The organism is Brenneria izbisi, from assembly GCF_025840185.1.
GTDB lineage: Bacteria > Pseudomonadota > Gammaproteobacteria > Enterobacterales > Enterobacteriaceae > Brenneria > Brenneria izbisi.
Map to the genome: position 1 here is coordinate 499,522 of NZ_JAMPJU010000001.1, position 24,896 is coordinate 524,417.

The 24,896-nt window shown below is 51.7% G+C and carries 26 protein-coding genes; 13 read left to right on the top strand and 13 right to left on the bottom strand.

Annotated features, from left to right (window positions below; all coding sequences use genetic code 11):
* The first annotated feature begins 176 nt into the window (after positions 1 to 176).
* Complete coding sequence (gene dsbB, locus NC856_RS02290) at positions 177 to 710, top strand: disulfide bond formation protein DsbB (RefSeq protein ID WP_264088788.1); 534 nt, start codon at positions 177 to 179, stop codon at positions 708 to 710.
* 72 nt (positions 711 to 782) lie between these two features.
* Here the strand turns inward: dsbB and NC856_RS02295 are convergent, their stop codons facing one another.
* From NC856_RS02295 to NC856_RS02310, 4 genes are all read right to left on the bottom strand, one after another.
* On the bottom strand, positions 783 to 980 hold the full coding sequence (locus NC856_RS02295) for a DNA polymerase III subunit theta (RefSeq protein ID WP_264088789.1): 198 nt from the start codon (positions 978 to 980) through the stop codon (positions 783 to 785).
* 73 nt (positions 981 to 1,053) lie between these two features.
* Entirely contained in the window at positions 1,054 to 1,500 is a 447-nt protein-coding gene (locus NC856_RS02300; protein ID WP_264088790.1) for a YcgN family cysteine cluster protein, read from the bottom strand.
* Positions 1,501 to 1,600: 100 nt separating this feature from the next.
* Positions 1,601 to 2,257 carry a fumarylacetoacetate hydrolase family protein gene (locus tag NC856_RS02305; protein ID WP_264088791.1) on the bottom strand — a complete coding sequence of 219 codons (657 nt, stop codon included), beginning with the start codon at positions 2,255 to 2,257 and terminating at the stop codon, positions 1,601 to 1,603.
* 374 nt (positions 2,258 to 2,631) lie between these two features.
* A complete protein-coding gene (locus NC856_RS02310) occupies positions 2,632 to 2,889 on the bottom strand; it encodes a YcgL domain-containing protein (protein WP_264088792.1) in 258 nt (85 codons plus the stop codon).
* A 136-nt stretch (positions 2,890 to 3,025) separates the two neighbouring features.
* Between NC856_RS02310 and minC the strand changes: the two genes are divergently transcribed.
* The 3 genes from minC to minE all read left to right on the top strand — a co-directional run bounded on the left by minC (position 3,026) and on the right by minE (position 4,917).
* A complete protein-coding gene (gene minC / locus NC856_RS02315; protein ID WP_264088793.1) occupies positions 3,026 to 3,709 on the top strand; it encodes a septum site-determining protein MinC in 684 nt (227 codons plus the stop codon).
* Between the two features lie 122 nt (positions 3,710 to 3,831).
* A complete protein-coding gene (gene minD / locus NC856_RS02320) occupies positions 3,832 to 4,644 on the top strand; it encodes a septum site-determining protein MinD (protein ID WP_264088794.1) in 813 nt (270 codons plus the stop codon).
* A gap of 3 nt (positions 4,645 to 4,647) precedes the next feature.
* Positions 4,648 to 4,917, top strand: a complete 270-nt coding sequence (minE, locus tag NC856_RS02325) for a cell division topological specificity factor MinE (RefSeq protein ID WP_015840174.1) — start codon at positions 4,648 to 4,650, stop codon at positions 4,915 to 4,917.
* A 115-nt stretch (positions 4,918 to 5,032) separates the two neighbouring features.
* On the opposite strand, the gene rnd is transcribed toward minE, so the two are convergent.
* The 5 genes from rnd to NC856_RS02350 form a co-directional block, all read right to left on the bottom strand.
* Positions 5,033 to 6,154, bottom strand: a complete 1,122-nt coding sequence (gene rnd / locus NC856_RS02330; RefSeq protein ID WP_264088795.1) for a ribonuclease D — start codon at positions 6,152 to 6,154, stop codon at positions 5,033 to 5,035.
* A 192-nt stretch (positions 6,155 to 6,346) separates the two neighbouring features.
* Complete coding sequence (fadD, locus tag NC856_RS02335; protein ID WP_264088796.1) at positions 6,347 to 8,035, bottom strand: long-chain-fatty-acid--CoA ligase FadD; 1,689 nt, start codon at positions 8,033 to 8,035, stop codon at positions 6,347 to 6,349.
* A 203-nt stretch (positions 8,036 to 8,238) separates the two neighbouring features.
* A complete protein-coding gene (locus tag NC856_RS02340; RefSeq protein WP_264088797.1) occupies positions 8,239 to 8,853 on the bottom strand; it encodes a Slp family lipoprotein in 615 nt (204 codons plus the stop codon).
* 124 nt (positions 8,854 to 8,977) lie between these two features.
* A complete protein-coding gene (tsaB, locus tag NC856_RS02345; RefSeq protein ID WP_264088798.1) occupies positions 8,978 to 9,676 on the bottom strand; it encodes a tRNA (adenosine(37)-N6)-threonylcarbamoyltransferase complex dimerization subunit type 1 TsaB in 699 nt (232 codons plus the stop codon).
* A gap of 105 nt (positions 9,677 to 9,781) precedes the next feature.
* The gene (locus NC856_RS02350) at positions 9,782 to 11,701 is read right to left on the bottom strand and encodes an ATP-dependent DNA helicase (protein WP_264088799.1); all 1,920 of its coding nucleotides are present in this window, start codon (positions 11,699 to 11,701) and stop codon (positions 9,782 to 9,784) included.
* 188 nt (positions 11,702 to 11,889) lie between these two features.
* Between NC856_RS02350 and NC856_RS02355 the strand changes: the two genes are divergently transcribed.
* Entirely contained in the window at positions 11,890 to 12,234 is a 345-nt protein-coding gene (locus NC856_RS02355) for a RidA family protein (protein WP_264088800.1), read from the top strand.
* Positions 12,235 to 12,270: 36 nt separating this feature from the next.
* Here NC856_RS02355 and NC856_RS02360 read toward each other — a convergent pair whose 3' ends face one another.
* Positions 12,271 to 12,513, bottom strand: a complete 243-nt coding sequence (locus NC856_RS02360) for a YoaH family protein (RefSeq protein WP_264088801.1) — start codon at positions 12,511 to 12,513, stop codon at positions 12,271 to 12,273.
* Positions 12,514 to 12,651: 138 nt separating this feature from the next.
* Between NC856_RS02360 and pabB the strand changes: the two genes are divergently transcribed.
* From pabB to NC856_RS02375, 3 genes are all read left to right on the top strand, one after another.
* The gene (gene pabB, locus NC856_RS02365; protein ID WP_264088802.1) at positions 12,652 to 14,079 is read left to right on the top strand and encodes an aminodeoxychorismate synthase component 1; all 1,428 of its coding nucleotides are present in this window, start codon (positions 12,652 to 12,654) and stop codon (positions 14,077 to 14,079) included.
* Positions 14,075 to 14,665: a CoA pyrophosphatase gene (locus NC856_RS02370; RefSeq protein ID WP_264088900.1), complete on the top strand. Its 591-nt coding sequence runs from the start codon at positions 14,075 to 14,077 to the stop codon at positions 14,663 to 14,665. The genes pabB and NC856_RS02370 overlap by 5 nt, the downstream gene beginning before the upstream one ends.
* A 152-nt stretch (positions 14,666 to 14,817) precedes the next feature.
* Entirely contained in the window at positions 14,818 to 16,182 is a 1,365-nt protein-coding gene (locus tag NC856_RS02375; protein WP_264088803.1) for an L-serine ammonia-lyase, read from the top strand.
* 85 nt (positions 16,183 to 16,267) lie between these two features.
* Here NC856_RS02375 and NC856_RS02380 read toward each other — a convergent pair whose 3' ends face one another.
* The 3 genes from NC856_RS02380 to NC856_RS02390 form a co-directional block, all read right to left on the bottom strand.
* Positions 16,268 to 17,821 (bottom strand): TerC family protein, encoded by a 1,554-nt coding sequence (locus tag NC856_RS02380; protein WP_264088804.1) that lies wholly within the window; start codon positions 17,819 to 17,821, stop codon positions 16,268 to 16,270.
* A gap of 367 nt (positions 17,822 to 18,188) precedes the next feature.
* A complete protein-coding gene (locus NC856_RS02385) occupies positions 18,189 to 19,292 on the bottom strand; it encodes an amidohydrolase (protein ID WP_264088805.1) in 1,104 nt (367 codons plus the stop codon).
* A 153-nt stretch (positions 19,293 to 19,445) separates the two neighbouring features.
* The gene (locus NC856_RS02390; protein ID WP_264088806.1) at positions 19,446 to 20,093 is read right to left on the bottom strand and encodes a YitT family protein; all 648 of its coding nucleotides are present in this window, start codon (positions 20,091 to 20,093) and stop codon (positions 19,446 to 19,448) included.
* A 454-nt stretch (positions 20,094 to 20,547) separates the two neighbouring features.
* On the opposite strand from NC856_RS02390, the gene manX reads away from it, so the two are divergent.
* From manX to mntP, 5 genes are all read left to right on the top strand, one after another.
* Positions 20,548 to 21,510 carry a PTS mannose transporter subunit IIAB gene (manX, locus tag NC856_RS02395; RefSeq protein ID WP_264088807.1) on the top strand — a complete coding sequence of 321 codons (963 nt, stop codon included), beginning with the start codon at positions 20,548 to 20,550 and terminating at the stop codon, positions 21,508 to 21,510.
* Positions 21,511 to 21,624: 114 nt separating this feature from the next.
* On the top strand, positions 21,625 to 22,422 hold the full coding sequence (locus NC856_RS02400; RefSeq protein WP_264088808.1) for a PTS mannose/fructose/sorbose transporter subunit IIC: 798 nt from the start codon (positions 21,625 to 21,627) through the stop codon (positions 22,420 to 22,422).
* A 14-nt stretch (positions 22,423 to 22,436) separates the two neighbouring features.
* The gene (locus NC856_RS02405) at positions 22,437 to 23,279 is read left to right on the top strand and encodes a PTS mannose transporter subunit IID (protein WP_264088809.1); all 843 of its coding nucleotides are present in this window, start codon (positions 22,437 to 22,439) and stop codon (positions 23,277 to 23,279) included.
* 114 nt (positions 23,280 to 23,393) lie between these two features.
* Positions 23,394 to 23,852, top strand: coding sequence for a DUF986 family protein (locus NC856_RS02410; RefSeq protein ID WP_264088810.1), 459 nt, complete (start codon positions 23,394 to 23,396; stop codon positions 23,850 to 23,852).
* A gap of 431 nt (positions 23,853 to 24,283) precedes the next feature.
* The gene (mntP, locus tag NC856_RS02415; RefSeq protein WP_264088811.1) at positions 24,284 to 24,856 is read left to right on the top strand and encodes a manganese efflux pump MntP; all 573 of its coding nucleotides are present in this window, start codon (positions 24,284 to 24,286) and stop codon (positions 24,854 to 24,856) included.
* Positions 24,857 to 24,896: the final 40 nt, after the last annotated feature.

Below are 24,896 nucleotides of genomic sequence, written 5' to 3' on the forward strand. Positions count from 1 at the left end.
ATTGCCGAGGTGAAGAGAGAGCGTTAGCATCGCCGCCCGCAGAGGAATTAAAGGAAAAATCAAATAAATACATTGTTACTGAATACATTATTACGTTTTGCACAGTGAAATGATGGCGGTGAAGCCAAATCGGTTTACACTGCTGATTCGCTCATTTTTAGCATGGAATACTTGTTATGTTGCGATTTCTTAACCGTTGCTCACGCGGACGCGGCGCCTGGTTATTATTGGCATTGACTGCCCTGATTCTGGAGTTGGTCGCGCTCTATTTCCAGCACGTCATGCAGTTGCGGCCCTGCGTTCTTTGCATCTACCAACGCGCGGCGCTTTTCGGCGTGATGGGCGCAGGATTGCTGGGGGCGATCGCGCCGAAAAGCTTACTGCGTTATCCCGCCATCGGGCTGTGGATATACAGCGCATTCGAGGGTCTGCGCCTGGCCTGGAAACAAACGGATATATTGCTCAATCCGTCGCCTTTTAATACTTGCGACTTTTTTGTCAGCTTCCCGTCCTGGCTACCGCTGGATAAATGGCTGCCCGCGGTATTCAACGCGTCGGGAGATTGTTCCGAACGTCAGTGGCAGTTTTTGTCACTGGAAATGCCGCAATGGTTAGTCGGTATTTTCGCGGCCTATTTACTGATTGCAATATTGGTTCTGATCGCCCAGCCTTTCCGCCCTAAACGTCGCGATCTCTTCAGCCACTCATAAAAGATAATAACAAGCCCAGGTATTTACCTGGGCTTGAGCAGCGCAACAGCGTGAAAACACAGACCGCGCCTTTTATTGCTGAGGGCGATAAATATGCCGGTAGTGGACGAGTCTCTCCTTGAAAAATTGCCTCTTCTCTTTAGGAATATTTTTCGATACCTCATCAGCATTGATCTTTTTGTGCTGACTTTCCATAAAAGCAATCGTGGAGGCAGCAAAATCAGTATATTGCTCGCTGTATTCCATAATGATTTTTTCAAAGTTAATCATTTATTGTCCTCCTGTGCTGTTTGCCGTTGTATTAAAATTATACAGCATATTAGAAATTACACAGGGGGGATCGCTATCTGGCCCACGCCGGTTTGTTCAAAATGTGATCTTGCCAGTCAACAACTTCACTTTCGTGCACCGCGATATGGCGCACCGAGATACGCTCGCCATGCATTGCCGCCTTGGAACCGGAGATCAGCGGGTGCCAGGACGGTAATGCCTGCTGTTCATTAATCAGACGGTAAGCACAGGTGACGGGCAGCCAGTTAAAGGTCAGCAAATTTTCGCGCGTCAGCTTGATGCAGTCAGGTTCATATTCAAAACGACGGGCATAATTACGACATTGACAACTTTTTATATTAAGTTGATTACAGGCTACGTTGGTGAAATAAATTTCCTCCGTATCCTCATCAATCAGTTTATTCAAACAGCACTGACCGCAGCCATCGCACAGCGACTCCCATTCATCATCGGACATCTCTGACAATGTCTTGTGCTGCCAAAAAGGGCGTTCAGTCATTTTCTTTTCCAGTTAATTTTTCTTGGGCGCTCTGTATAACGGGTTTAGCTGGCGGGAGCAAGCGTTGCTACCCGCCCATGCCGGGCGGATAACCAGATACTTAGATGACACGGGTGTTCAAAGTGCGATCGTTGACGGTGATTTTCAGCATATCGCCGGACTGGAGCGGCCCGACGCCCTTTGGCGTGCCGGTCAGAATGATATCGCCCGCCCGTAGCGTAAAAAAGCGGCTCATATAGGCAATCAGCGGCAGGATCGGCGTAATCATGTCGCGGGTGTTGCCCTGCTGACGAACCTCGTCATTCACTCTCACGCCGAGTTCAGTTTGCTGCGGGTCACCGAACTCGGCAACCGGAATAAACCCGGAAATAGGACAGGAACCATCAAACGCCTTGGCTTTTTCCCAGGGTTGTCCGGCCTTTTTAAATTCGGACTGTAAATCACGCAACGTCAGATCCAGCGCAACGCCATAACCGGCTATGGCCCGTGCAACGCGTTCTTCATTTGCCTGCTTCAACGGCGTGCCGATCAGTACCGCCAGTTCAACTTCGTGATGCACGGCGCCCAAGTTTTTAGGAATAGCGACTGGCTGACGCAAATCACACAACGCGGTTTCTGGTTTGATGAACAACACTGGCTCGGTTGGCGTGGCACTGCCCATTTCCTTGATGTGTTCCGAGTAGTTGCTGCCGACACATACTACTTTGTTGACCGGAAAATCAAGCAGCGCACCCTGCCAGTCTCTGTGTTGGTACATGGATATTCTCCTGCCCTGTCTGTTGGGTAACTATGGTATTTATCACAATAGCATCATGCTCAAATACCATCACATAAAATACAATTCTGTAAACCTAATCCTGGTAAATAGCGTTCTCGCCAGCTTATGTCGTTACTTTCTGACGACAACCTCAGCTTGTCGCCATAAGCGTCACAGTATAAAACAAACCGGCTGATTTCTATCGCTGACAATAGTGAGTAAAGTCACTACTGGTGATACGGATTAAATACAGCGCGGATTATTCCAACCGGAACCCGGTTTATTCACGTTGCTTGCTTTTTTGAATATGTGTCACCATAAGATTATGACTAAGGCATTATCTGAAAATATACGCCGGTATTATTTTTTTACATTTACCAAAGCGTCTTTAATAAAGTTTCCGGCGGAGGCGGAACCTGTAGATAAAAGCCCTGTTCCCTAAGCGCTTGTTTCACCTTTTCAATATCGGCATTCGCCAGTTTTTTACTGCCGTCCAGCGGCAGTAACATGGCTAAATGCGGCGTACCAAAACTTTTCATCAATTCTTGCGGGACGCGGGAAAAATCGTCTTTTTTTTCGACATAAAGATAGGTCTGGTCACGTTTGGCGCTTCTATAGATCACACAAAACATCTTTTTTACTCTGTTTAATGGGAATGGCGTCTTGCCTGTATATAATTGTGACTATAACATGCTTGCAGCGCTCTGGAATATCATGCTTTAAATGTTATTCTGGGGATTAAAAGATGCGGAAACTGAGTCAGGATAGATGTCACAAACGCCAATAGAATTAAAAGGCAGCAGCTTTACCTTATCGGTTGTTCATTTGCATGATCCCCAACCAGAGGTAATTTATCAGGCATTGCAGGAAAAGATCGAGCAGGCGCCCGCTTTTCTGAAAAATGCCCCCGTTGTCATTAATGTCGCCGCATTGACGGCGGAAACCGACTGGATAACATTACAACAGGCTATCGCATCGACCGGACTGCGTGTCGTTGGCGTCAGCGGCTGTAAAGACGAACAACTGAAACAGGCGATTACGCAGGCGGGCTTGCCTTTGCTGAGTGAAGGTAAAGCGCAACGACGCCCGCCCGAATCCGTAGCGGCGGCGCCAACCGCAGTAAAAACCAAAGTTATCAATACGCCGATACGTTCCGGTCAGCAGATTTACGCCCGGAATTGCGATCTGATTGTAACCAGCAGTGTCAGCGCAGGCGCGGAGGTGATTGCCGATGGTAATATTCATATTTATGGCATGATGCGCGGTCGCGCCCTCGCCGGCGTGTCTGGCGATGTGCACAGTCAGATATTTTGTACGCATCTGGCCGCCGAGCTTGTATCTATCGCCGGACGTTACTGGCTAAGCGACCAGATACCCGCTTCTTATGTCGGGCAGGCGGCCAGGATAAACCTGAACCTGCTGGACAATGATTTAAACATACACTCGTTTTAAACACACAAGCTTTGAATAATCGCTAGACTAGCACCTATGCTGGCAGATGTACGTGTCACTGACCGTGACAATGAAAACCGCCTGCCGGGATACGTTCTGAACCCTTTAACAAGGAAACATTTATGGCACGCATCATTGTTGTTACATCGGGTAAAGGGGGCGTTGGCAAGACCACTTCAAGCGCGGCCATTGCTACCGGTTTAGCCCAGAAAGGAAAGAAGACCGTTGTTATCGACTTCGACATCGGTTTACGTAACCTCGACCTGATTATGGGATGCGAGCGTCGCGTGGTTTATGATTTTGTTAATGTTATTCAAGGTGATGCGACCCTGAATCAAGCGCTGATCAAAGATAAGCGTACTGATAATCTGTATATTCTGCCCGCTTCGCAAACGCGTGATAAAGATGCGCTGACCCGCGAAGGCGTCGAAAAAGTGCTCAACGATCTGGGCGAAATGGATTTTGATTTCATCGTCTGCGACTCCCCGGCCGGGATCGAAACCGGCGCGTTGATGGCGCTGTATTTTGCCGATGAAGCGATTATCACCACCAACCCGGAAGTGTCTTCCGTGCGTGACTCAGACCGTATTCTTGGCATTCTGTCGTCTAAATCGCGGCGGGCGGAACGTGCCGAAGAGCCGATCAAGGAACATCTGCTGCTGACCCGCTATAACCCTGGTCGCGTAAGCCGCGGTGATATGCTGAGTATGGAAGACGTGCTGGAAATTCTCAGGATCCCGTTGGTTGGCGTTATTCCTGAAGATCAATCCGTATTACGCGCATCAAACCAGGGCGAGCCGGTCATTCTGGATGCGGAAGCCGATGCGGGCAAAGCCTATTCGGATACGGTAGACCGTCTGTTAGGCGAAGATCGTCCCTTCCGCTTTATTGAAGAAGAGAAGAAAAGTTTCCTTAAACGACTTTTTGGGGGATAAATTATGGCATTACTCGACTTCTTTCTGTCCCGCAAAAAAACGACAGCCAATATCGCCAAGGAGCGGCTGCAAATTATTGTCGCGGAGCGACGTCGGGGTGATAGCGAACCTCATTATCTGCCGCAATTAAAACGGGATATTCTGGAGGTCATCTGTAAATATGTACAGATTGACCCTGAAATGGTCACCGTTCAGCTAGAGCAAAAAGGCGATGATATTTCCGTGCTTGAGTTGAACGTCACATTACCGGAAGCGGAAGAAACGCCCAAATAATTTTTTCTCTGCCAATATCCCCTGCTTATTTTTGCAGGGGTTCGCCTCTGTGCGCCATCATAAAACAGCTGTGCTCTTTTACTGTCAGGCGGAAAGTCGTTTCAATTAGTATCGTTCAGCATTCCTTGAGAATCTCCCGTAACGCATCGCCATATAGATTATTGCGCCAGCCGGAAAGCATTTCTGGTACAGTGTCCTGCGCGATTAATTTCCAGTGCCAGTTAAGCACCCGGTTGATCTGGCGCCGTGAGGCCAACAGTTCAGCCGATAATCCGCTGCTCTCGCTGTAGCGTTGCACCATTGCTTTAATATCCTTAAAAGCTTTCTTATAGCCGGGGTAATCAATCAGGTTGATAACCGGCGGCGGGCAATCAATCTCGGCAATATCGTTGGTTTGCGCCACCAGCGCCAGCAACGTTTTACCGTGGTAACGAATTTCCGGGCCGCTCAACCCCAGCGCATCCAATTCCCCCAATGACGACGGTAAGCACCGGGCAACCTGCAATAGATTTTCTTCCCGCACCACAAAATTTACCGCGCTGTCACGCTCACGAGCTTTACGCAAACGCCACTCAGCCAGGCGTTGCAGACAGGCCAGTTGGCGGCCTCGCAGTTGCCAGGCGTTTCCTATCTCGCGATACGCCGCTTCGGGCGTCAGAATCTCCTGCTTACGCTGACATAAAAGACGACACTCATCCCGCGCGGCGTTTGTCCACCCGGCGGCCTCGGTTTCCTCAACCAGTTTGATGGCCATCGGCAACAGATAGAACACATCCGCGGCAGCATAGTCACACTGTTTTTCACTCAGCGGACGGGCCAGCCAGTCAGTGCGTGATTCGCTTTTATCGAGCGTCACGTTCATGTACTCAGCCACTAACGCGGCGAAACCATAGGAGAGCGGTTTACCCAAAAACGCGGCCAGGATCTGGGTATCGATGAATGGCGCGGGAGACAGATCAAAGGCGTTGAAAAACACCTCCAGATCCTCACTGCCGGCGTGCAAAAACTTGGTGACCCGCTCATCACGCAACAACGCCTGAAAAGGCTGCCAGTCGGTGATCGTCAGCGGATCGATAAGCGAAAGCTGTTCGCCATCATACAATTGAATCAACCCTAACTGGGGATAGTACGTTCTCGTTCTGACGAACTCAGTATCTAACGCAATCTGTTGATGCTGACGCGCCTGTGTGCAAACCTGTTTTAATCCGATATCGGTGGTGATCAACTGATAATTCAAAACATCATTCTCTTGATTGCTGATTAATATAAAAAGTAACGCCGGACACACCGGCGTAAAGAGGTTAATCGGGCCTGAAAACGCTGTTGCGGATGTGGTTTTCCCCTCAACCGCGCCATGACGATAGCCATGATAACGTGTCCTGTCGGCTTCTGGCAGACGATTTATTGATAAATCATCATCCGCACGGAACTAGGCGTTAACCACCTTTGCTGACTGAGGTTGAGCGTCGCGCAACTCTCGGCGCAAAATTTTCCCGACGTTTGATTTGGGTAAATCATCACAAAATTCAATTTCTTTCGGCACTTTATAGCCAGTAAGGTTGCGGCGACAATGCGTAATTAACTCTTCTTTGGTTAATGTCGGGTCGCGGCGCACCACAAACGCTTTCACCGCCTCACCCGATAATTCGCTGGGTATTCCCACTACCGCGGATTCGGAAACCTTTGGATGACGAGTCAGCACATCTTCAATTTCAGTGGGGTAAACATTAAAGCCGGATACCAGGATCATATCCTTCTTACGGTCAATAATGCGCAGAAAGCCTTGTTCATCAGACGTGACAATGTCACCCGTTGCCAGCCAACCATCTTTAAGGACTTCATCGGTTGCTGCGGGTTGCTGCCAATAACCCAGCATTACCTGCGGACCACGGACCCATAGCTCACCGGATTCGCCGGGAGCGACATCATTGCCATTATCATCAATGATGCGCACATCGGTGGAAGGAACCGGTAATCCGATGCTGCCATTATACGAGGTCATATCATAGGGATTGCCTGATACCAATGGCGAACTTTCCGTCAACCCATAACCTTCCAGCAGATGTTTACCCGTAAGCTTTTCCCAACGTTCGGCAACCGCCTGCTGTACCGACGCTCCACCGCCGACAGACAATCGCAACGTGGAAAAATCGAGTTCGCTAAATGCATTGTTGTTCAGCAAGGCATTGAATAGCGTGTTCACCCCGGTAATGGTGGTAAACGGATACTGGCTCAACTCCTTGACCACCGCCGGAATATCACGAGGATTGGTGATCAGCAGATTTTTTCCGCCTCGTTCAAGAAACAGCAGACAATTCACAGTCAACGCGAAAATGTGATACAGCGGCAATGCCGTCACCACCAGTTCTTGTCCTTCCCGCAGGACGGGGCCGTAAGCCGCTTTACACTGTTCAAGATTCGCCTGCATATTGCGATGGGTCAACATCGCGCCTTTGGCAACGCCCGTCGTGCCGCCGGTGTATTGCAAAAATGCCAAATCGGTATTGATGATCTCGGGCTTCACATATTGCAGGCGTCGTCCTTCCTGCATGACCCGACGAAACGAAATCGCATCCGGCAGATGATATTTCGGCACCAACCGCTTGATATATTTGACGACAAAATTTACCAGCGTGCCTTTGGCGGTAGAAAGCTGATCCCCCATGCGAGTCAGAATAACGTGCTTTACTGACGTATTCGCCACCACCTTTTCCAGTGTATGCGCGAAATTGGACACGATAACGATGGCGCTGGCTCCGCTGTCTTTCAGTTGATACTCCAGTTCCCGCGGGGTATACAGCGGATTCACATTCACCGCCACCATCCCTGCCCGCAGTACGCCAAACAATGCCACCGGATACTGCAACAGATTGGGCATCATTAAGGCAACACGGTCGCCCTTCTTCAGACCAAGCCGGTTTTGCAGATAGGCGGCAAAGGCCCGGCTACGCTCTTCCAGCTTGCGGAATGTCATCACCTCACCCATGTTGATGAATGCGGTCTGATCGGCATAGCGCGTTATCGTGCTTTCAAACATGTCGATTAGTGAGGTAAAACGATCCGGGTCGATTTCCGCGGGTACCGAGGCCGGATAGCGAGACAGCCAGATTTTGTCCAAGACGTCACTCCCAAGATATTTTTTTAGTGGCATCGCATGGACCTCGGCATTGAGCGTTAATTAACATTATTTTAACTAAAATAATCATTTAATTAACAGTTAATATCCAGGTTGCGAAGCCGATCACTGATTTGATGTTAGTCATTAGTTCAAAAAAAATCAGGCAACCTAAGTCGCCTGAATTTCTTCATCTGCAACAGTGTTTATTCTGTTACAACATTCTCAACTTGCGCAGGACCATACCAACCGCCGCCGAATCCCCATCCTGGCCCCCAGCCGTGACCATAGCGAGCGTCCCATCCCCACGGGCCATAAGCGCCGGGCGGCATGACGACCCGCTGCACAACATTCCAACGTTTGTATCCCTGCGCGTCCACCACGACAAAACGATACGGTTTGTCGCCGATAGCGCCTTGCTCCGATCCCGTAATAGGGCCGACGACAGTCACTAATTGATTCTGAAAATCGATCGGCTCCAGGAAACGATTCACATAGGCAATAAAGCGCCCCTCGGAAGGCATATCCAGTTGAGGTCTGGCGCCGCTGTCAAGCGGCAGGCTGGCGATTTCCAATCGGGTTCGGTTAACCTCATTGCGGATACTCACTACCCGGCCCCCCAAACGCGCCTCCTGACCGACATACAATTGCGGCGCATTCATTACCCGCACAAGATCGTCTTGTGGCGTGGGGGACGTTCCCTTTATCGCATCAGGCACACTGACGCAGCCAGACAGCAGCAACACAGCGGCAACGGCAAGACCGCGCACGGCCTGCGCTGACAGGTTGTGAGGCTTCACATGCCTTGAAATCGTTACCATCACATGCCCCTTCTTCAATGTCCGTTCATTAGACTATATCGCATCGAATAAGTTGCTGTTTTCTTCTGACCAGGCCCCTTCGGGATGTGGAACGCGGCGACTGAAGTCTCAGCGAAGACGGGCCTCAGCGTCCCGGCAGTTTTTTCCAGGCCACGTCGTTACGCAGATACCGCGGCTGGGCCAGTTCAACGCTCACGGCTTGTCCGGCCTGCCATTGCCGGTACGCCAGCGGCAACATGTCCTCGGCCCGAGGTAACAGCATGTCGCCATCCCGCAGGATCAACGCGGCATGATCCACCAGATCGGGATAGGTTTGCCAGCCTGTTCCCGCCGTCGCCCATTCGCCTTGCAACGCAGCCGTCAGCGTTTGCGCCTGCAAGGGGGTCAGGACGGTCTCAGAAGCGTCACCCTGCCAGACGCCATCAGCGTTACGCAGATATTGCGCCCAGTAGACTTCCCCCATCCGGGCATCAATGGCGGCTAACACCTGAGCGGCATTAATCCGACGAAATGCGCCCTGCGCCAGCGTCGCCAGCGTGGAAACGCCGATCATCGGCAGTTCCGCGCCCAACGCCAGCCCTTGAGCGATACCGATGCCGATCCGCACGCCAGTAAAACTGCCCGGCCCCTGACCAAACGCCACCGCATCCAGTTCACCAAGCGTGAGGCCACTCTCGGCCAACACCTGTTGAACCATCGGCAGCACACGCTGAGTATGCTCTCTGGGACAAACCTCAAATAAAGAATGAATTTCACCATCATTCCAGAGCGCGACGGAACAGGCTTCCGTCGCAGTATCAAGCGCTAGAATTCGCGTAGACATGCCAACCTCAGGCGGGGTAAATAAATCTTAACGGCGCGCATAATAGCATATCCCCCGCTAGCGACGTCACCTTTCAGACCCTTGTTCCGTCACTCATCAGGTCAGTTACGCCTTGCGGGTAAGAAACTCAATGGCCTGCGCCATCTCTCGGGTACGGGGAGCGGGCGGCAAGCTGTTAAGGAAAACCTCGCCATACGGACGCATCACCAGGCGGCTATCGCAAATCACCAGCACACCGCGATCATCCGTGTCGCGGATCAGACGACCAACCCCTTGTTTTAATGTGATCACCGCGTCAGGCAGTTGTACGTCATCAAACGGTTCGCCGCCACGCAGACGACAATCTTCGATACGCGCTTTCAATAACGGATCGTCAGGCGAAGTAAAGGGTAATTTATCGATGATCACGCAGGACAGCGCGTCGCCGCGCACGTCCACGCCTTCCCAGAAACTGCTGGTCGCCACCAGCAACGCATTCCCCGCCGACACAAACTGAGACAGCAACTGCGCTTTGCCGGTTTCTCCCTGCAACAGAACGGGCAAGGTCAGGGTGGCGCGAAACTCGGCGGCCAGGTCGCGCATCATTTGATGCGAGGTGCACAGCATAAAACAGCGTCCCTGATTAGCTTCAATCAATGGCCGCAATAGACCTGCCAGCTTACGCGCCGCACCCGGCTGATTGGTTTGCGGCAGATAACGCGGCACACAAAGCAACGCTTGACTTGCATAGTCGAACGGGCTGGGCAGCAGCAGCGTATTGGCTGCGTCCAGCCCCAAACGCTCGGTAAAATGTGTCAGCTGTTCATTAACGGAGAGCGTCGCGGAAGTAAATATCCAGGCCGCAGGCTTTTCTTTCATCAACTCCCGAAAGCGATCGGCAACGGACAGCGGCGTCAACGCCAACACAAAATGGCGGGAATTGCACTCATACCAGTAGCTGTAACCTGGCTGCTGCACATCGCGCAGGCGTTGCAGACGACTGCGGTATAGGGTGGCGCGCTCAAAGGCCGCATCAAGCAGCGCAGAGCGTCCCAACGACAGTTTGGCGACGTCATAACACAGTTCCAGCGCATCATCCAACAGCACCAGCGCACGCTGAAGATGGGGTTGGCCGAGCACATCGCGCAGGTTGCCGCGAAAACCGGGATCGCCAAGCGCCAATCGAAAATCCTGCGTACTCTGGCTCAGGCGATCGGCGCTTTTCTGGAGTTGCTGCGCGTCCCGCACTTCCGTGCGATAGGCGATGATGATGTCTTTTGCCAAATCCAGCAGTTGGCGGCTGGAAAGCTGCTGACCAAAATACTGGCTGGCGATATCCGGGATCTGATGGGCTTCATCGAAAATGACCACCTCGCTTTCTGGGATCAATTCGGCAAACCCGCTCTCTTTAACCACCATATCCGCCAGATAAAGATGGTGATTCACCACCACGATATCTGCATCCATCGCTTTGCGGCGCGCTTTTACCACAAAGCAGTCTTTGTAATGCGGGCAGTCGCTGCCCAGACAGTTATCGTTGGTGCTGGTTACCAGCGGCCAGATTTGACTGTCTTCCGCCACGCCGTCACAGGTCGCGATATCACCTTCCGTGGTTGCAGAAGACCAGCCGCGCAAGCGGACCAACTCGCTGAGCAGTTCCGCGGACAACTCTCCGCCCGCCAGCGATTGCTGTTCGAGTCGTTCGATGCAAAGGTAATTGGAACGGCCTTTCAGCAGCGCCAGTTTGCCCTGGTATTTCAGCGCCTTGGCCACCGTGGGCAAATCCCGACTGTAAAGCTGATCCTGAAGGGCTTTCGAACCGGTCGAAATAATGACTTTTTTATCCGAACGCAATGCAGGGGCCAGATAAGCGTAAGTTTTCCCGGTGCCGGTTCCCGCTTCCACCACCAGCGCCTGTTTGCCGTGGATGGCCTGAACCACCGCTTGCGCCATTTGTCGTTGCGGCTCACGCGGTTTGAATCCGCTAATCGCCCTGGCTAACGCCCCATCGGTGGCAAAATCATCTATTACACGATCACTTATCACGCTGTCTCTCTTAGTCGGGTTCGGACTGCCAGCGTTATCCAGTGACGCCGCCGGACCGATTATGCCAATACTCCGCCACTCTCGCTACCACCCTATCTCCACCTGCTCTGCCCGCAAGAGATTCATAACGCAAAAGAGTATGTTACGCTTAGCGCCGCTATTTACCCCAAGATGGAGAGAATATCCTTATGTCAATTCAGAGAATCGATCCTGATGAGCGCTGGTCCGACGCCATTATTCATAACAACACGCTGTATTACACCAGCGTGCCGGAGAATCTGAATGACGGGGCGCAAGCGCAGACTGAAAATGCGTTGGCCGCACTGGATGCGATCCTGCAACGAGCGGGAACGGATAAAAGCCGACTGTTGGATGTCACGATTTTTTTGGCCGACGCCGACGATTTCGCCGCCATGAACGCCGCATGGGATGCCTGGGTGGTGTCAGGCAGCGCGCCGGTGCGCTGCACTGTTCAGGCCAAACTGATGAATCCGAAATTCAAAATCGAAATAAAAGCCATCGCCGCGATATAACTTTACGCTGGCGTCATCTCAGAGGAGGAACGTCACTCAGTGTTCTTCCTCTGCCTCACCATCGTCAAACGTGCCTTGGTCGTCATCCTCACGATTATCCTGATCGTCTTCATCGTCAAACATTGCGGTGACACTGTCACCTTGATGTGTGGCGCGAATTTCTGCGGCGACCATCGCAATCGCCTGACCACTGCTTAACCCCTGTGACATTAGTTCCTGAATACGTTCTACCGCTGCTTGCTGCTGTTGATGCGTCAGCGCGGGCATACCTGCAATCATGATAAATTCCTGCTTATCAACCTGGCACGTATCATCGCATGCTCTCCCGGTCATACACCAGCAGTTATGGTTTGTGATACGCTAGCCGATCTGAATCGTCAAACAGACAACATACAAAATAAACATCACCTGCCAAGCATGAAATTATACGACCACACCGCCTCAGGCATGTCCTGCGTCTATCACTCGTTACCCTATCAGCCGGATGCGTTGCTAAAACGTTTTGCGCCTTTTTCTCAACAGCCGTGGGCCATGTTATTACATTCAGGATTTGCCGATCACCCGCACAATCGCTTCGATATCATGGTCGCCGATCCGCGGGTAACACTCATCACTCGCGGTGAGAAAACGGCGATAACCCGCGACGGGAATACGCAAATGGCGGCTGGCGATCCGTTCACGCTGTTACAGCAAGAACTGGATGAGCTCGGCATCGCCGCGCCAGCGCATCCTGACTTTCCGTTTCAGGGCGGCGCGCTCGGCTTGTTCGGTTACGATTTGGGGCGTCGCATTGAGACTTTGCCCATGCAGGCGGAACGAGATATTGATTTACCGGATATGGCGCTCGGCCTGTATGACTGGGCTTTGATCGCGGATCATCAGCATCAGACGTTAACCCTGGTCGTCCAGGGCTCGCTTCAGCAACGGCTTGACTGGTTATCCGCCCCGCCCGCCGCCAATAATCGGACAGATTTTCGACTCAATAGCCCCTGGCTTGCCAATCTGTCCCGCGAGGAGTATGGCGAGCGATTTCGCAAAATACAGGATTATCTGCTGGCGGGAGACTGCTATCAGGTTAATCTGGCGCAACGCTTCAGCGCGGAATATGACGGGGATGAATGGCAGGCATTTCTGCGCCTGTCGGCGGGCAATCAGGCTCCGTTTTCCGCCTTCATCCGCCTGCCCGAAAATACGGTGCTCAGTGTCTCTCCCGAACGATTTCTGTGGCTGGCGGAGAACCGTATCCAGACCCGCCCGATTAAAGGTACGCTGCCGCGACTGGCCGATAAAAATGCGGATGACTTGCAGGCCGAACGATTGGCCCGCTCGGATAAGGATCGCGCCGAAAACCTGATGATCGTGGATTTATTGCGTAACGACATTGGCCGCGTCGCCGAACCGGGCAGCGTTCACGTACCGGAACTGTTCGTCGTGGAGCCTTTCCCGGCTGTCCACCATCTGGTCAGTACGATTGAAGCGAGACTTCCTGACTCGTGTCCTGCCACCGCGTTACTGCGCGCCTGTTTCCCCGGCGGTTCCATCACCGGCGCGCCCAAAATTCGGGCGATGCAAATCATTGAAGAACTGGAACCGCAACGACGCAATGCCTACTGCGGCAGTATTGGTTATCTTAGTGTCTGCGGCACCATGGATACCAGCATCGCCATCCGCACTTTATTAACTGAACAGGGAAAAATTTACTGCTGGGCAGGCGGCGGTATTGTGGCGGATAGTCAGGAACAGGGCGAATATCAGGAAACGTTTGATAAAGTTGGCCGCATTTTACCCTTATTGGATCCTCAGCCAGACGAGCAGGTAGAAAGCCGTGACCCATTCAGCCATTAGCAGAACCATAGCGCCGACATCATTTGATTTGGCGGCGTTTATTACCCGTTTTCAGCTGCATGCGTTGCAGCCTCATCCTCCGGTGTATCAGCAACGAAAGGCGGCGGTACTGGTGCCGATTGTTTGCCGCGCCACCCCGACACTACTGTTGACCCGACGAGCGTCGGGTTTGCGCAAACATGCCGGTCAGGTGGCATTTCCTGGCGGCGCAGCCGACCGGGAAGATGGTTCGCTCATCGTCACGGCGCTGCGTGAAGCCCAGGAGGAAGTCGCCATCCAACCGCAGAATGTCCGGGTGCTCGGCACAATGCCGCCGGCGGACAGCGTCAGTGGGTTTCAGGTCACGCCGGTGGTGGGGCTGATCTCCGCACAGACCCGCTTTCATGCTAATGAAAGTGAAGTCGCCGAAGTGTTCGAAATGCCGCTGGCGGACGCCTTTGCGCTGGCGCGTTATTATCCGCTGGATATCGAACGGCAGGAAAAACGTCACCGCGTTTATCTTTCCTGGTATCAACAACAGTTTGTCTGGGGCTTGACCGCCGCCATCATTCGCCAACTGGCCATGCATGTCGCCAGTACGCCATAAGCGTTATTCAATGCGTTCTGCTATAAGTTCCATTGTCCGTCGGCATAAGTTTATTTCATGCGAAAAAGTGAACTCCACAATATATTCCACACTACAATAGCGCGATTTTACGCGTTTTATTCTAACCACCTGCGCTTTTTAAGGAGTTCCGCGTGATAAGCGTTTTCGACATGTTTAAAATCGGTATTGGCCCCTCTAGCTCTCATACGGTTGGACCGATGAAAGCCGGTAAGCAATTTGTCGATGAATTGATAAATCAGGCGTTACTCACCGCCGCCACGCGCATCGCCGTCGATGTCTATGGTTCATTGTCATTGACGGGAAAAGGCCATCATACCGATATCGCCATCATCATGGGGCTGGCGGGCAATATGCCTGATACGGTTGATATTGATGGCATTCCGGCGTTCATCCGTCGTGTCGAACAGAGCGAGCGACTGAGTCTGGCGGACGGTAAACATGAAGTCGATTTCCCGCGCGAAGGCGGAATGATTTTCCGCAGCGAAAACCTGCCGTTGCATGAAAATGGCATGACGATCACCGCCTTTGCCGGCAACAAAGAAATTTACAGTAAAACCTATTATTCCATCGGCGGCGGCTTCATCGTTGATGAAGCGCATTTTGGTCAATCTACATTGACTGAGGTTTCCGTCCCCTACGCGTTCAACTCCGCCAAAGCGATGCTGGCGCATTGCAAACAAAGCGGCCTTTCCGTATCCGGTATGGTCATGCGTAACGAACTGGCGCTGCATAGCCGCGAGGAGATCGAAAATTACTTCGCGGATATCTGGCAGACCATGCGCGCCTGTATTGATCGCGGCGTAAACACCGAAGGCGTATTGCCGGGGCCGCTGCGTGTTCCACGTCGCGCTTCCGCGCTGCGCCGCATGTTGGTCTCGTCAGATAAACACTCCAGCGACCCAATGAACGCTGTGGATTGGGTGAATATGTTTGCGCTGGCGGTGAATGAGGAAAATGCGGCGGGCGGTCGCGTGGTGACCGCGCCCACCAACGGCGCATGCGGCATCGTTCCGGCGGTATTGGCGTACTATGATCACTTTATCGAACCCGTAAGCCCAGGTATCTATATTCGCTATTTCCTCGCGGCGGGCGCCGTTGGCATTCTGTATAAAATGAACGCCTCAATTTCTGGCGCGGAAGTCGGTTGTCAGGGGGAAGTCGGCGTGGCCTGTTCCATGGCGGCGGCAGGATTGGCGGAATTGATGGGCGCCAGCCCGGAACAGGTTTGCGTCGCGGCGGAGATCGGGATGGAGCATAATTTGGGGTTAACTTGCGATCCGGTGGCGGGACAGGTTCAGGTTCCCTGCATCGAGCGTAATGCCATTGCAGCGGTGAAAGCGATTAACGCCGCGCGTATGGCGATGCGCCGCACCAGCGAACCCCGCGTCTCGCTGGATAAGGTTATCGAAACCATGTACGAAACAGGGAAAGACATGAATGCCAAATATCGGGAAACCTCACGCGGCGGTCTGGCGATTAAGGTTCAGTGCGACTGACGGTTTTTAGTGAATAACGCTTTTTAATGAATGCATTGATTTAACCGCCAACGCCGCCAGCAGCGACGTTGGCGATCCCTTGATATTACGCGTCCTGGTCTTCAACCGGCTCGGCGATTTTCTCCACCTTAACCAGTTCAATACGGTATTCCGAAACTTCAAGGATCTGGAAACGTAATTGGTGTAATTCGATGATTTCGCCCACTTGCGGGAATTCATCACTGTGTGCCAGCAACAGTCCGGCCAGCGAAGTGTAATCCTCCTTCGGACTGACCAGATCGCTGCTGTTGAGCACTTGCTGCAACGAATGTAGATCCGTACCGCCCTTTACCAGCCAGCCATCGCCGTCGGCTACGATCTCCAACGTTTCATCTTCGTCCGGGAATTCACCGGCTATCGCTTCCAGAACGTCCAGCGGCGTCACTAATCCCTGAATCACGCCAAACTCATTGCTCACCATCACCAGGCTGCCTTTGGCGCGACGCAGTACAGGTAGCAGATTGATGACGTCCAGCGTTTCCGGTACGACGATCGGCAAGTTCGCCGCTGCAAAGCTTTCCACATCGGTGTGCGCGTCCAGCGCCACCAGCAGGTCTTTGGCTCGCACCACACCGACCAACTCATCCAGCGAACCGCGACAAACCGGGAACAAACTGTGCGGCGTATCCAGCAATTGCAAACGGATATCTTCGATAGAACGTTCACAGTCTACCCAGGAAATTTCCGTGCGCGGCGTCATCACGCTGCGCAGCGAGCGCGACGCCAGCGTCAGTACGCCGCTGATCATATAGCGCTCCTCCTCGGCAAAGGTGTCCATCGTCACCTTCTGCGGTTCATCGTCATCCACTTCATCCGTGGTTTTCCTGGCTCCCATCAGCCGTAAAATCGCCTCGGCGGTGCGCTCGCGCAAAGGGCGTCGCGACTGATGTTTCATGAAGTTATGTCGGGCGATCTGGTTGAAAAACTCGATCAGAATTGAGAATCCAATCGCGGCGTACAGATAACCTTTCGGAATATGGAAACCAAAACCTTCCGCCACCAGACTCAAGCCAATCATTAACAGGAAGCTGAGACACAGCACCACCACCGTGGGGTGGGCGTTGACAAAGTTGGTCAGTGGCTTGGAAGCCAGCAGCATCACAGCCATCGCAATGATGACGGCGGTCATCATCACGCCAAGGTGGTTGACCATGCCCACGGCGGTAATCACGGCATCAAGTGAGAACACCGCATCCAACACCACAATCTGCGCCACCACAGCCCAGAAGTTGGCGTGTACGCGCGGACCATTTTCGTCATGTGATTTATTTTCCAGCCGTTCATGCAACTCCGTCGTCGCTTTAAACAACAGGAATAGCCCGCCGAACAGCAGGATCAGATCGCGACCGGAGAAGCTGAAATCACCGATGTGGAACAATGGACGGGTCAGCGTGACCATCCAGGAAATCAGGGACAATAGCCCCAGACGCATTAACAGCGCCAGCGACAGACCGATAATACGGGCTTTATCTCGCTGTTTAGGCGGCAATTTATCGGCAAGAATGGCGATAAATACCAAATTATCAATACCCAGAACAATCTCAAGTACCACCAGCGTCAGCAGGCCTGCCCAGATTGAAGGATCCAGCAAAAATTCCATGTCAGACTCCGAAATATGAACGAGCAGATGACTTCAATGCGTTATCTGCATTGAATGGTAATAGAAAGAATTGGAATGAAGCAGAGTAACTCAGAGAATGGTCGGAAAAACCAACCGAGTACAGAAAACCACCAGCGCAAGCAGGTAAGCAGTTAACGTTTTGTCGGTGACAGTCCATGGGAAGGGCTGATGCCCAGTGCTCCTAAGCAATTTAACGGAAGATTACTCTAACAGGTTGTTCGGCGTTTTCACAAAGATTTTCTTACACTTTTCTCGCTGATAAATGCGCTGCCCAGTAGCGTCTATTCTTTGAAGATTGATAAGCCGCCAAAAAGTATACGCCGCAGCGCAACCAGGGATCACGGCCTTATCCCAGTACTTTTTTCACACAGGTTTTAAAAACCCGGACGCCAATCTCCATTGCTTCAAGATCGAATCGCATATCGGGATGGTGTAAGCCCGGTGTCAGGTTGGCTCCCAGGCCCCAGAAGCCACATTTGATCGTTGGCCGCTGACGCCCGTAATGGAAGAAATCTTCACTGCCAGGCGTATATTTGGCCTCGGTCGCCCCCTTCATCCCCAACACGTCCACAATGGCGCTGGCAATCAACGCGGTGACCTCGTCGTCAACCACCGCCGCCGGCATTTCCTTCATCACGCGAATGTCTGCCGTAGCGCCAATCGCCGCCGTGCTATGTTCAATCGCTGTAATGACTTTGGCTTTCAGTTCATCCATCGGTTCATTGAATTGCGCGCGCAGATCCCAGCACACGCGGGCTTCGGCTGGCACCGAGTTGGTAACGCCCGCATCGCAGATAAAACGTGTCGCCTTGACGCTATAGGTCAGTGAGGGCGCCAGATGGATGCTATTCACCGACTGTACCGCCAACACAGCGGCATCCAACGCATTGATGCCCTTATGCGGGCGGGCGGCGTGGGACGGCACCCCGGTGATCACGGCTTCAATCGTCGCACTGGCTGAATAAAGCATGGCCGGCACCGCCTGCCCCAGCGGACACTCTTCCAGCGGCCGCACATGAAAACCGAGCAGTATATCGACATCATCGATCGCGCCGCCGGCCACCATCGCCAGCGCGCCCGTTCCCAATTCTTCCGCGGGCTGAAACAAAATCTTCAACCGCCCTTTTTTCACTATTCCTTCGCTTATCACTTCCTGCGCGGTGCTCAGCACCACGGAGGAATGCGCATCATGCCCACAGGTATGACGCGCCACCGACTCGCCATTGATGATATGTCCCAGGGCGTCCATATCGGCGCGTAGCGCCATCACCGGCCCCGGCGCCCCACTGTCCAGTTCGGCGATAATCCCGGTGGTGCCGTTTACATTGCGCGTGACGTTAAAACCCGCGCGCGCCAGTACGTCTGCCAGATATGACGATGTTTTCACCTCCTGAAATCCCAATTCAGGAATCTGATGCAAATAGTGATAATGTTCGAGCGTTTTGGACACAGGCGGCATCTCCAGCAAAGAAAGTCAGCAATCGATTGACTGAAAGCCTGATTCGCGGATCAGGCGCAATAATCACTAAAGAAAGTACACAGACTGAGGTTGGCGAGGTAAGAACGTTATCTTATCCCTCGATCTGATGGTGCGAAAATAGACTCACCCGCCCTGATAACGACCCGGTTTGTGCCAGTTCATCAGCATGGCATTCATCGCCAGGGCGCTGACCGCCGACCAGAGCAACAACAGTCCTGGTATCTTAAGCAGCGAAAGCAGGAACACCAATATATCCAGCACCATCTGAGTTTTGCCGACATTGATATTGAAGCGCCGATACAACCACATGGCGACCACGCCCGTTCCGCCCACAGAGGCATTGTGACGCGCCAGAGAAAGAATCCCCATGCCGAGGAACGTGCCGCCCACCAGCGAGGAAAACAGCGGATGGATATAACTGATGGTGATCAAATGAGGGATTGCCTGGGTCGTCAGGCCGAGGGCTACATTGACGATCAGGGTTTTCAATGTAAAACCGCGCCCCATGCTGAAGTAACAGAAAATCATGAACGGGATATTGACCAGAATAAACAGCAGACCGATAGATAGCGGAACATAATAGGAAATCAGTAATGCAATGCCGGCAATCCCACCGGTAACCATGCCGGACAACTTAAGCATATTCAGCCCTACGGCGATAAACATTACCCCCAGCGTCAACCCATAAATATCATCTTTCAGCGTATGGGCCGTTCCCATCTGAAAACCCATATTCGGCGCTTTTTGTTGCACAACCGATTTTCTTAGCATACGCATTAACCTCAACGTTCACCGAATGTCTTTAGCCATAAGAAATGCATATGTTTGCATTTTATTTGCCTGATAATTCACTTGATGCCCTTAAATTAACATCGTTCACGCCGTGATGCTTAACTAAAAATCACCGTGTCGCTATCACAATTTCCTCACAAACGTGCGCAACGCGGACATCACCCCTTTTAACTGATCAGCATTAGAGGAACATCACACTATTTATTTTTTCGATGGGTAAAATAAATCTGTCAAACCGTAGTGTTACGTGTCGTTGCCAGTAGCTACTCGCTGAAGGTATTGAATTAATGGCGACATTACTTACCGGGTAAATCAGCAAGCTGGATGCTTACAACCATACGGATACCGCGACGGTTAACTTTCAGCATCTGAGCGTTAACCCTGTTTCCTGACGCATTACACATTCAATTCGATCGTGATGAGGAGGTAGCAAGTGAGTATTGCAATAATGTTATGCACTCACGGAGCCACTGCGGGGCCGCTGTTAAAAACGGCTGAAATGATCCTTGGCGAGCAGAGCAATGTCGCCTGGATTGATTTCGTCCCCGGTGAAAACGCTGAAACATTGATGGAAAAATATCAGGAGAAATTATCGCAATTAGACACGTCTGACGGCGTGTTGTTTTTGGTCGATACCTGGGGCGGCAGCCCGTTCAATGCCGCCAGTCGTATGGTTACCGACAAAGATAATCATGAAGTTATCGCCGGGGTAAATATTCCCATGCTGGCGGAAACCTTTATGGCGCGTGATGACAACCCGGCGTTCGCCGAATTGGTTTCCATCGCCCTGGAAGCGGGCAGAGATGGCGTTAAAGCGCTGAAGCAGCAGAACGCCACCGCGCCTGCCGCCGCGCCACCATCACCTAAAGTACAGGCTGTCGCTCCGGTTAGCGGAACGGGCGAACACATGAAGATCGGGTTGGCGCGTATTGATGACCGCTTGATCCACGGTCAGGTGGCGACCCGCTGGACCAAAGAAACCAATGTCACGCGCATTATTGTCGTCAGTGACGACGTGGCGGCGGATCATGTGCGCAAAACGCTGCTGACCCAGGTTGCGCCGCCGGGCGTTACGGCGCATGTGGTGGATGTCGCCAAAGCCATTCGCGTTTATGACAACCCGAAATATGCCGGCGATCGCGTTATGTTGTTATTTACTAATCCGACAGACGTATTAACACTGATTGAAAACGGCGTAAAAATCACGTCCGTTAATATTGGAGGAATGGCGTTCCGCCAGGGCAAAATTCAGGTTAATAACGCGGTCTCTATTGATGAGAAAGATATTGCCGCGTTTAAAGAACTGGATAAGCGCGGCATTGAGTTAGAAGTCAGGAAAGTATCATCCGATACCAGACTAAAAATGATGGATTTAATTAACAAGATGGCACGTTAACACCATTATTGGTGAATACATCATTGGTTCACACATCATTGATTCACACAATCAATAACTATCGCTGTGTAACGATTCACTTTACTCAGAAACGTTTTCCATAGGAGAAGTACAATGGAGATTTCCACCCTTCAAATTGTGCTGATATTTATAGTGGCTTGTATCTCGGGGATGGGCTCTATTCTTGACGAGTTCCAATTCCATCGTCCATTGGTTGCCTGTACGCTCATCGGGGCCGTTCTGGGCGATTTAAAAACTGGGATTATTATCGGCGGCACGCTGGAAATGATCGCTCTCGGCTGGATGAACATCGGGGCGGCGGTAGCTCCTGATGCCGCACTCGCTTCCATTATCTCGACCATTCTGGTTATTGCCGGTGGTCAGAGCGTGGGCGCGGGGATTGCGCTGGCCATTCCGCTGGCAGCCGCAGGACAGGTGCTGACCATTATTGTGCGAACCATCACCGTCGCCTTTCAACATGCCGCCGACAGCGCGGCTGAACGCGGCAGTTTAAGCGCGATCAGTTGGCTTCATGTCTCCGCCCTGTTGCTTCAGGCAATGCGTATCGCAATCCCCGCCGTTATCGTTGCGATTTCCGTCGGTACGGATGCGGTTCATGCCATGTTGAATTCCATACCGGAAGTGGTGACCGGTGGTCTGAATATCGCCGGCGGTATGATTGTCGTCGTCGGTTACGCCATGGTCATTAATATGATGCGCGCAGGCTACCTGATGCCGTTCTTTTATCTCGGCTTCGTGACCGCGGCGTTCACCGACTTCAACCTGGTTGCATTGGGTGTGATTGGTATCGTGATGGCGGTGCTGTATATCCAACTGAGTCCGAAATACAACAAGTCTCAGGGGCAGCCAGTCGCTGCCGGCAGCAACGATCTCGACAATGAACTGGACTAAGGGGAGTGAGAGAAATGGGTGATACAACTGAAGTCAAAAAACTCACTGCCAGCGATATTCGCGCGGTGTTTATGCGCTCTAATCTTTTCCAGGGTTCATGGAACTTTGAACGTATGCAGGCGCTGGGGTTCTGTTTTTCCATGGTGCCGGTCATCCGTCGTCTTTATCCTGAGAATTCGGAAGAGCGTAAACAGGCGATCAAACGCCATCTGGAATTTTTCAACACGCAGCCGTTTGTCGCCGCCCCGGTGCTTGGGGTAACGATGGCGATGGAAGAACAGCGCGCCAACGGCGCGCCGATCGATGACGGCGCCATTAACGGTCTTAAAGTCGGTTTGATGGGACCGTTGGCAGGCGTGGGCGACCCGATATTCTGGGGTACGGCTCGTCCGGTGTTTGCCGCGCTGGGCGCCGGTATCGCCATGAGCGGCAGTTTGCTCGGCCCCTTATTGTTCTTCATTCTGTTTAATCTTGTGCGTCTGTTGGTTCGTTACTATGGCGTGGCTTACGGTTATCGCAAAGGTGTGGATATCGTTAACGATATGGGCGGCGGCTTCCTGCAAAAGATGACCGAGGGGGCATCCATTCTTGGTCTGTTTGTCATGGGCGCGCTGGTGAATAAATGGACCCACGTCAACATCCCGCTGGTGGTATCCAGAGTCACCAACCAGAGTGGTGAAACCACGGTAACGACGGTTCAGTCGATTCTCGATCAGCTTATGCCAGGTCTGGTTCCGTTACTGCTGACGTTCGGCTGTATGTATCTGCTCAGGCGGAAAATCAACGCACTGTGGCTCATCATGGGATTCTTCGCCATCGGTATCTTTGGTTATTGGATCGGTCTGCTTGGCATGTAGTCCGCTACCTTGTCGCCGGAGGGCAGTCCTCCGGCAATATTCCTTTATTTCCCTTATTTTTCATGTTACAGGTCTTGGGTTTCCGCCCACGGATATTTGCCCATGGAGTTTCTCATGACGCTTACGGATATCGCTCTGGTGATAGTGATCGGGTTGACGCTGCTTTATGCCATCTATGATGAATTCATCATGGATAGATTAAAAGGCAAAACGCAGCTACGCGTGATGCTCAAACGCGTCAATCGTCTGGATGCCCTGATTTTTATTGGTTTGGTGGGAATTCTTATTTATCAGAATATTGTCAATAACGGTACGGTAATAACCACCTCTCTTTTGCTTTTTTTAGTATTTATGGCGACCTATCTTGCCTATATTCGGCATCCAAAATTATTGTTTAAATTAACCGGGTTCTTTTATGCCAATATATTTATTTCTTATAACCGTATTCAAAGTATGAATTTATCCGAGGACGGCGTTCTGGTTATTGATCTGGAGCATCGTCGATTACTTATAAAGGTTAGGGAAATTGATGACCTGGAAAAAATTTATCATTTTATGATTGAAAATCAATGATATGTAATTTTAAATAAAATAAATTTAAATTATTATTAAAATACCCATAACATACTAATGGTATTTTAACCCTGCCGAGTAAGATGGTATTTTATATGTTCGTAACTTGCTCGCCTTTAAATGAAAATGGTTATCAATTGCATTAATAGACCATAAAACTTTTATTGTTGTTTAGTTCATAAATAATATGTTAAGGTTGCGCCGTCATTGGGGAGTAGCTGATTTCTGATAATAAGTCAGAAATGCTCGTATCAACATACTCGTTTTTATCCTTTCGCGGGATTGTTTTTTGCAGGATGATTTTCCGCGAGATGGTTCAAACGTGGTGCGGGCGGCCAAAGGGCAAGCGAGACCATAGACACGGGGGATCATCATCTGGTTGGGGATGATCTACGTGGATATGGAGAAGCACCCAGCCGAGGCTATTTAACATGAACCTATCAGCAACCCTCATTCTTGCTTTTGGTATGTCGATGGATGCATTCGCCGCGTCTATTGGCAAAGGCGCGGTTCTGCACAAACCATGTTTTCGGGACGCCATTCGTACCGGTTTTATCTTCGGGATCATTGAAGCTATCACACCGCTGATGGGCTGGGCGCTTGGCTTTTTTGCCAGCCAGTACATTATCGAATGGGATCACTGGGTGGCATTCGCCCTGCTGATGATTCTTGGCGTGCGCATGATTACCGAAGGTATCAAGGGAACCGATCCCTGCAACTGCGAAAAAATCAAAAAACATAGTCTGGCGCTACTGATTTGCACAGCATTCGCCACCAGCCTTGATGCGCTGACAATCGGCGTTGGACTGGCTTTCTTACAGGTCAATATCTTCCATACAGCCATGGTTATTGGTCTGGCGACCATGATTATGGTAACGCTAGGTATGCTGATTGGGCGTTATATCGGCCCGCTGCTCGGTAAAAAGGCTGAGATTATCGGTGGCGTGATATTGATTGGTATCGGTTGCAACATCCTGTACGAACATATTGGCAATGTCGCCTGATCTTGCCCGCGCGCTCCCTGAAAAATGGGCGGGTTCGTCG

What these genes read in the sequence shown, in the direction of transcription:
- NC856_RS02305 (WP_264088791.1), bottom strand. Translation starts at nt 2,257, where the DNA reads ATGTACCAACACAGAGACTGGCAGGGTGCGCTGCTTGATTTTCCGGTC.
- NC856_RS02340 (WP_264088797.1), bottom strand. Translation starts at nt 8,853, where the DNA reads ATGGTAACGATTTCAAGGCATGTGAAGCCTCACAACCTGTCAGCGCAG.
- pabB (WP_264088802.1), top strand. Translation starts at nt 12,652, where the DNA reads ATGAAATTATACGACCACACCGCCTCAGGCATGTCCTGCGTCTATCAC.
- NC856_RS02355 (WP_264088800.1), top strand. Translation starts at nt 11,890, where the DNA reads ATGTCAATTCAGAGAATCGATCCTGATGAGCGCTGGTCCGACGCCATT.
- minE (WP_015840174.1), top strand. Translation starts at nt 4,648, where the DNA reads ATGGCATTACTCGACTTCTTTCTGTCCCGCAAAAAAACGACAGCCAAT.
- dsbB (WP_264088788.1), top strand. Translation starts at nt 177, where the DNA reads ATGTTGCGATTTCTTAACCGTTGCTCACGCGGACGCGGCGCCTGGTTA.
- minD (WP_264088794.1), top strand. Translation starts at nt 3,832, where the DNA reads ATGGCACGCATCATTGTTGTTACATCGGGTAAAGGGGGCGTTGGCAAG.
- NC856_RS02405 (WP_264088809.1), top strand. Translation starts at nt 22,437, where the DNA reads ATGGGTGATACAACTGAAGTCAAAAAACTCACTGCCAGCGATATTCGC.
- NC856_RS02400 (WP_264088808.1), top strand. Translation starts at nt 21,625, where the DNA reads ATGGAGATTTCCACCCTTCAAATTGTGCTGATATTTATAGTGGCTTGT.
- NC856_RS02300 (WP_264088790.1), bottom strand. Translation starts at nt 1,500, where the DNA reads ATGACTGAACGCCCTTTTTGGCAGCACAAGACATTGTCAGAGATGTCC.
- NC856_RS02410 (WP_264088810.1), top strand. Translation starts at nt 23,394, where the DNA reads ATGACGCTTACGGATATCGCTCTGGTGATAGTGATCGGGTTGACGCTG.
- NC856_RS02360 (WP_264088801.1), bottom strand. Translation starts at nt 12,513, where the DNA reads ATGATTGCAGGTATGCCCGCGCTGACGCATCAACAGCAGCAAGCAGCG.
- NC856_RS02380 (WP_264088804.1), bottom strand. Translation starts at nt 17,821, where the DNA reads ATGGAATTTTTGCTGGATCCTTCAATCTGGGCAGGCCTGCTGACGCTG.
- NC856_RS02295 (WP_264088789.1), bottom strand. Translation starts at nt 980, where the DNA reads ATGATTAACTTTGAAAAAATCATTATGGAATACAGCGAGCAATATACT.
- tsaB (WP_264088798.1), bottom strand. Translation starts at nt 9,676, where the DNA reads ATGTCTACGCGAATTCTAGCGCTTGATACTGCGACGGAAGCCTGTTCC.
- NC856_RS02310 (WP_264088792.1), bottom strand. Translation starts at nt 2,889, where the DNA reads ATGTTTTGTGTGATCTATAGAAGCGCCAAACGTGACCAGACCTATCTT.
- mntP (WP_264088811.1), top strand. Translation starts at nt 24,284, where the DNA reads ATGAACCTATCAGCAACCCTCATTCTTGCTTTTGGTATGTCGATGGAT.
- NC856_RS02390 (WP_264088806.1), bottom strand. Translation starts at nt 20,093, where the DNA reads ATGCTAAGAAAATCGGTTGTGCAACAAAAAGCGCCGAATATGGGTTTT.
- minC (WP_264088793.1), top strand. Translation starts at nt 3,026, where the DNA reads ATGTCACAAACGCCAATAGAATTAAAAGGCAGCAGCTTTACCTTATCG.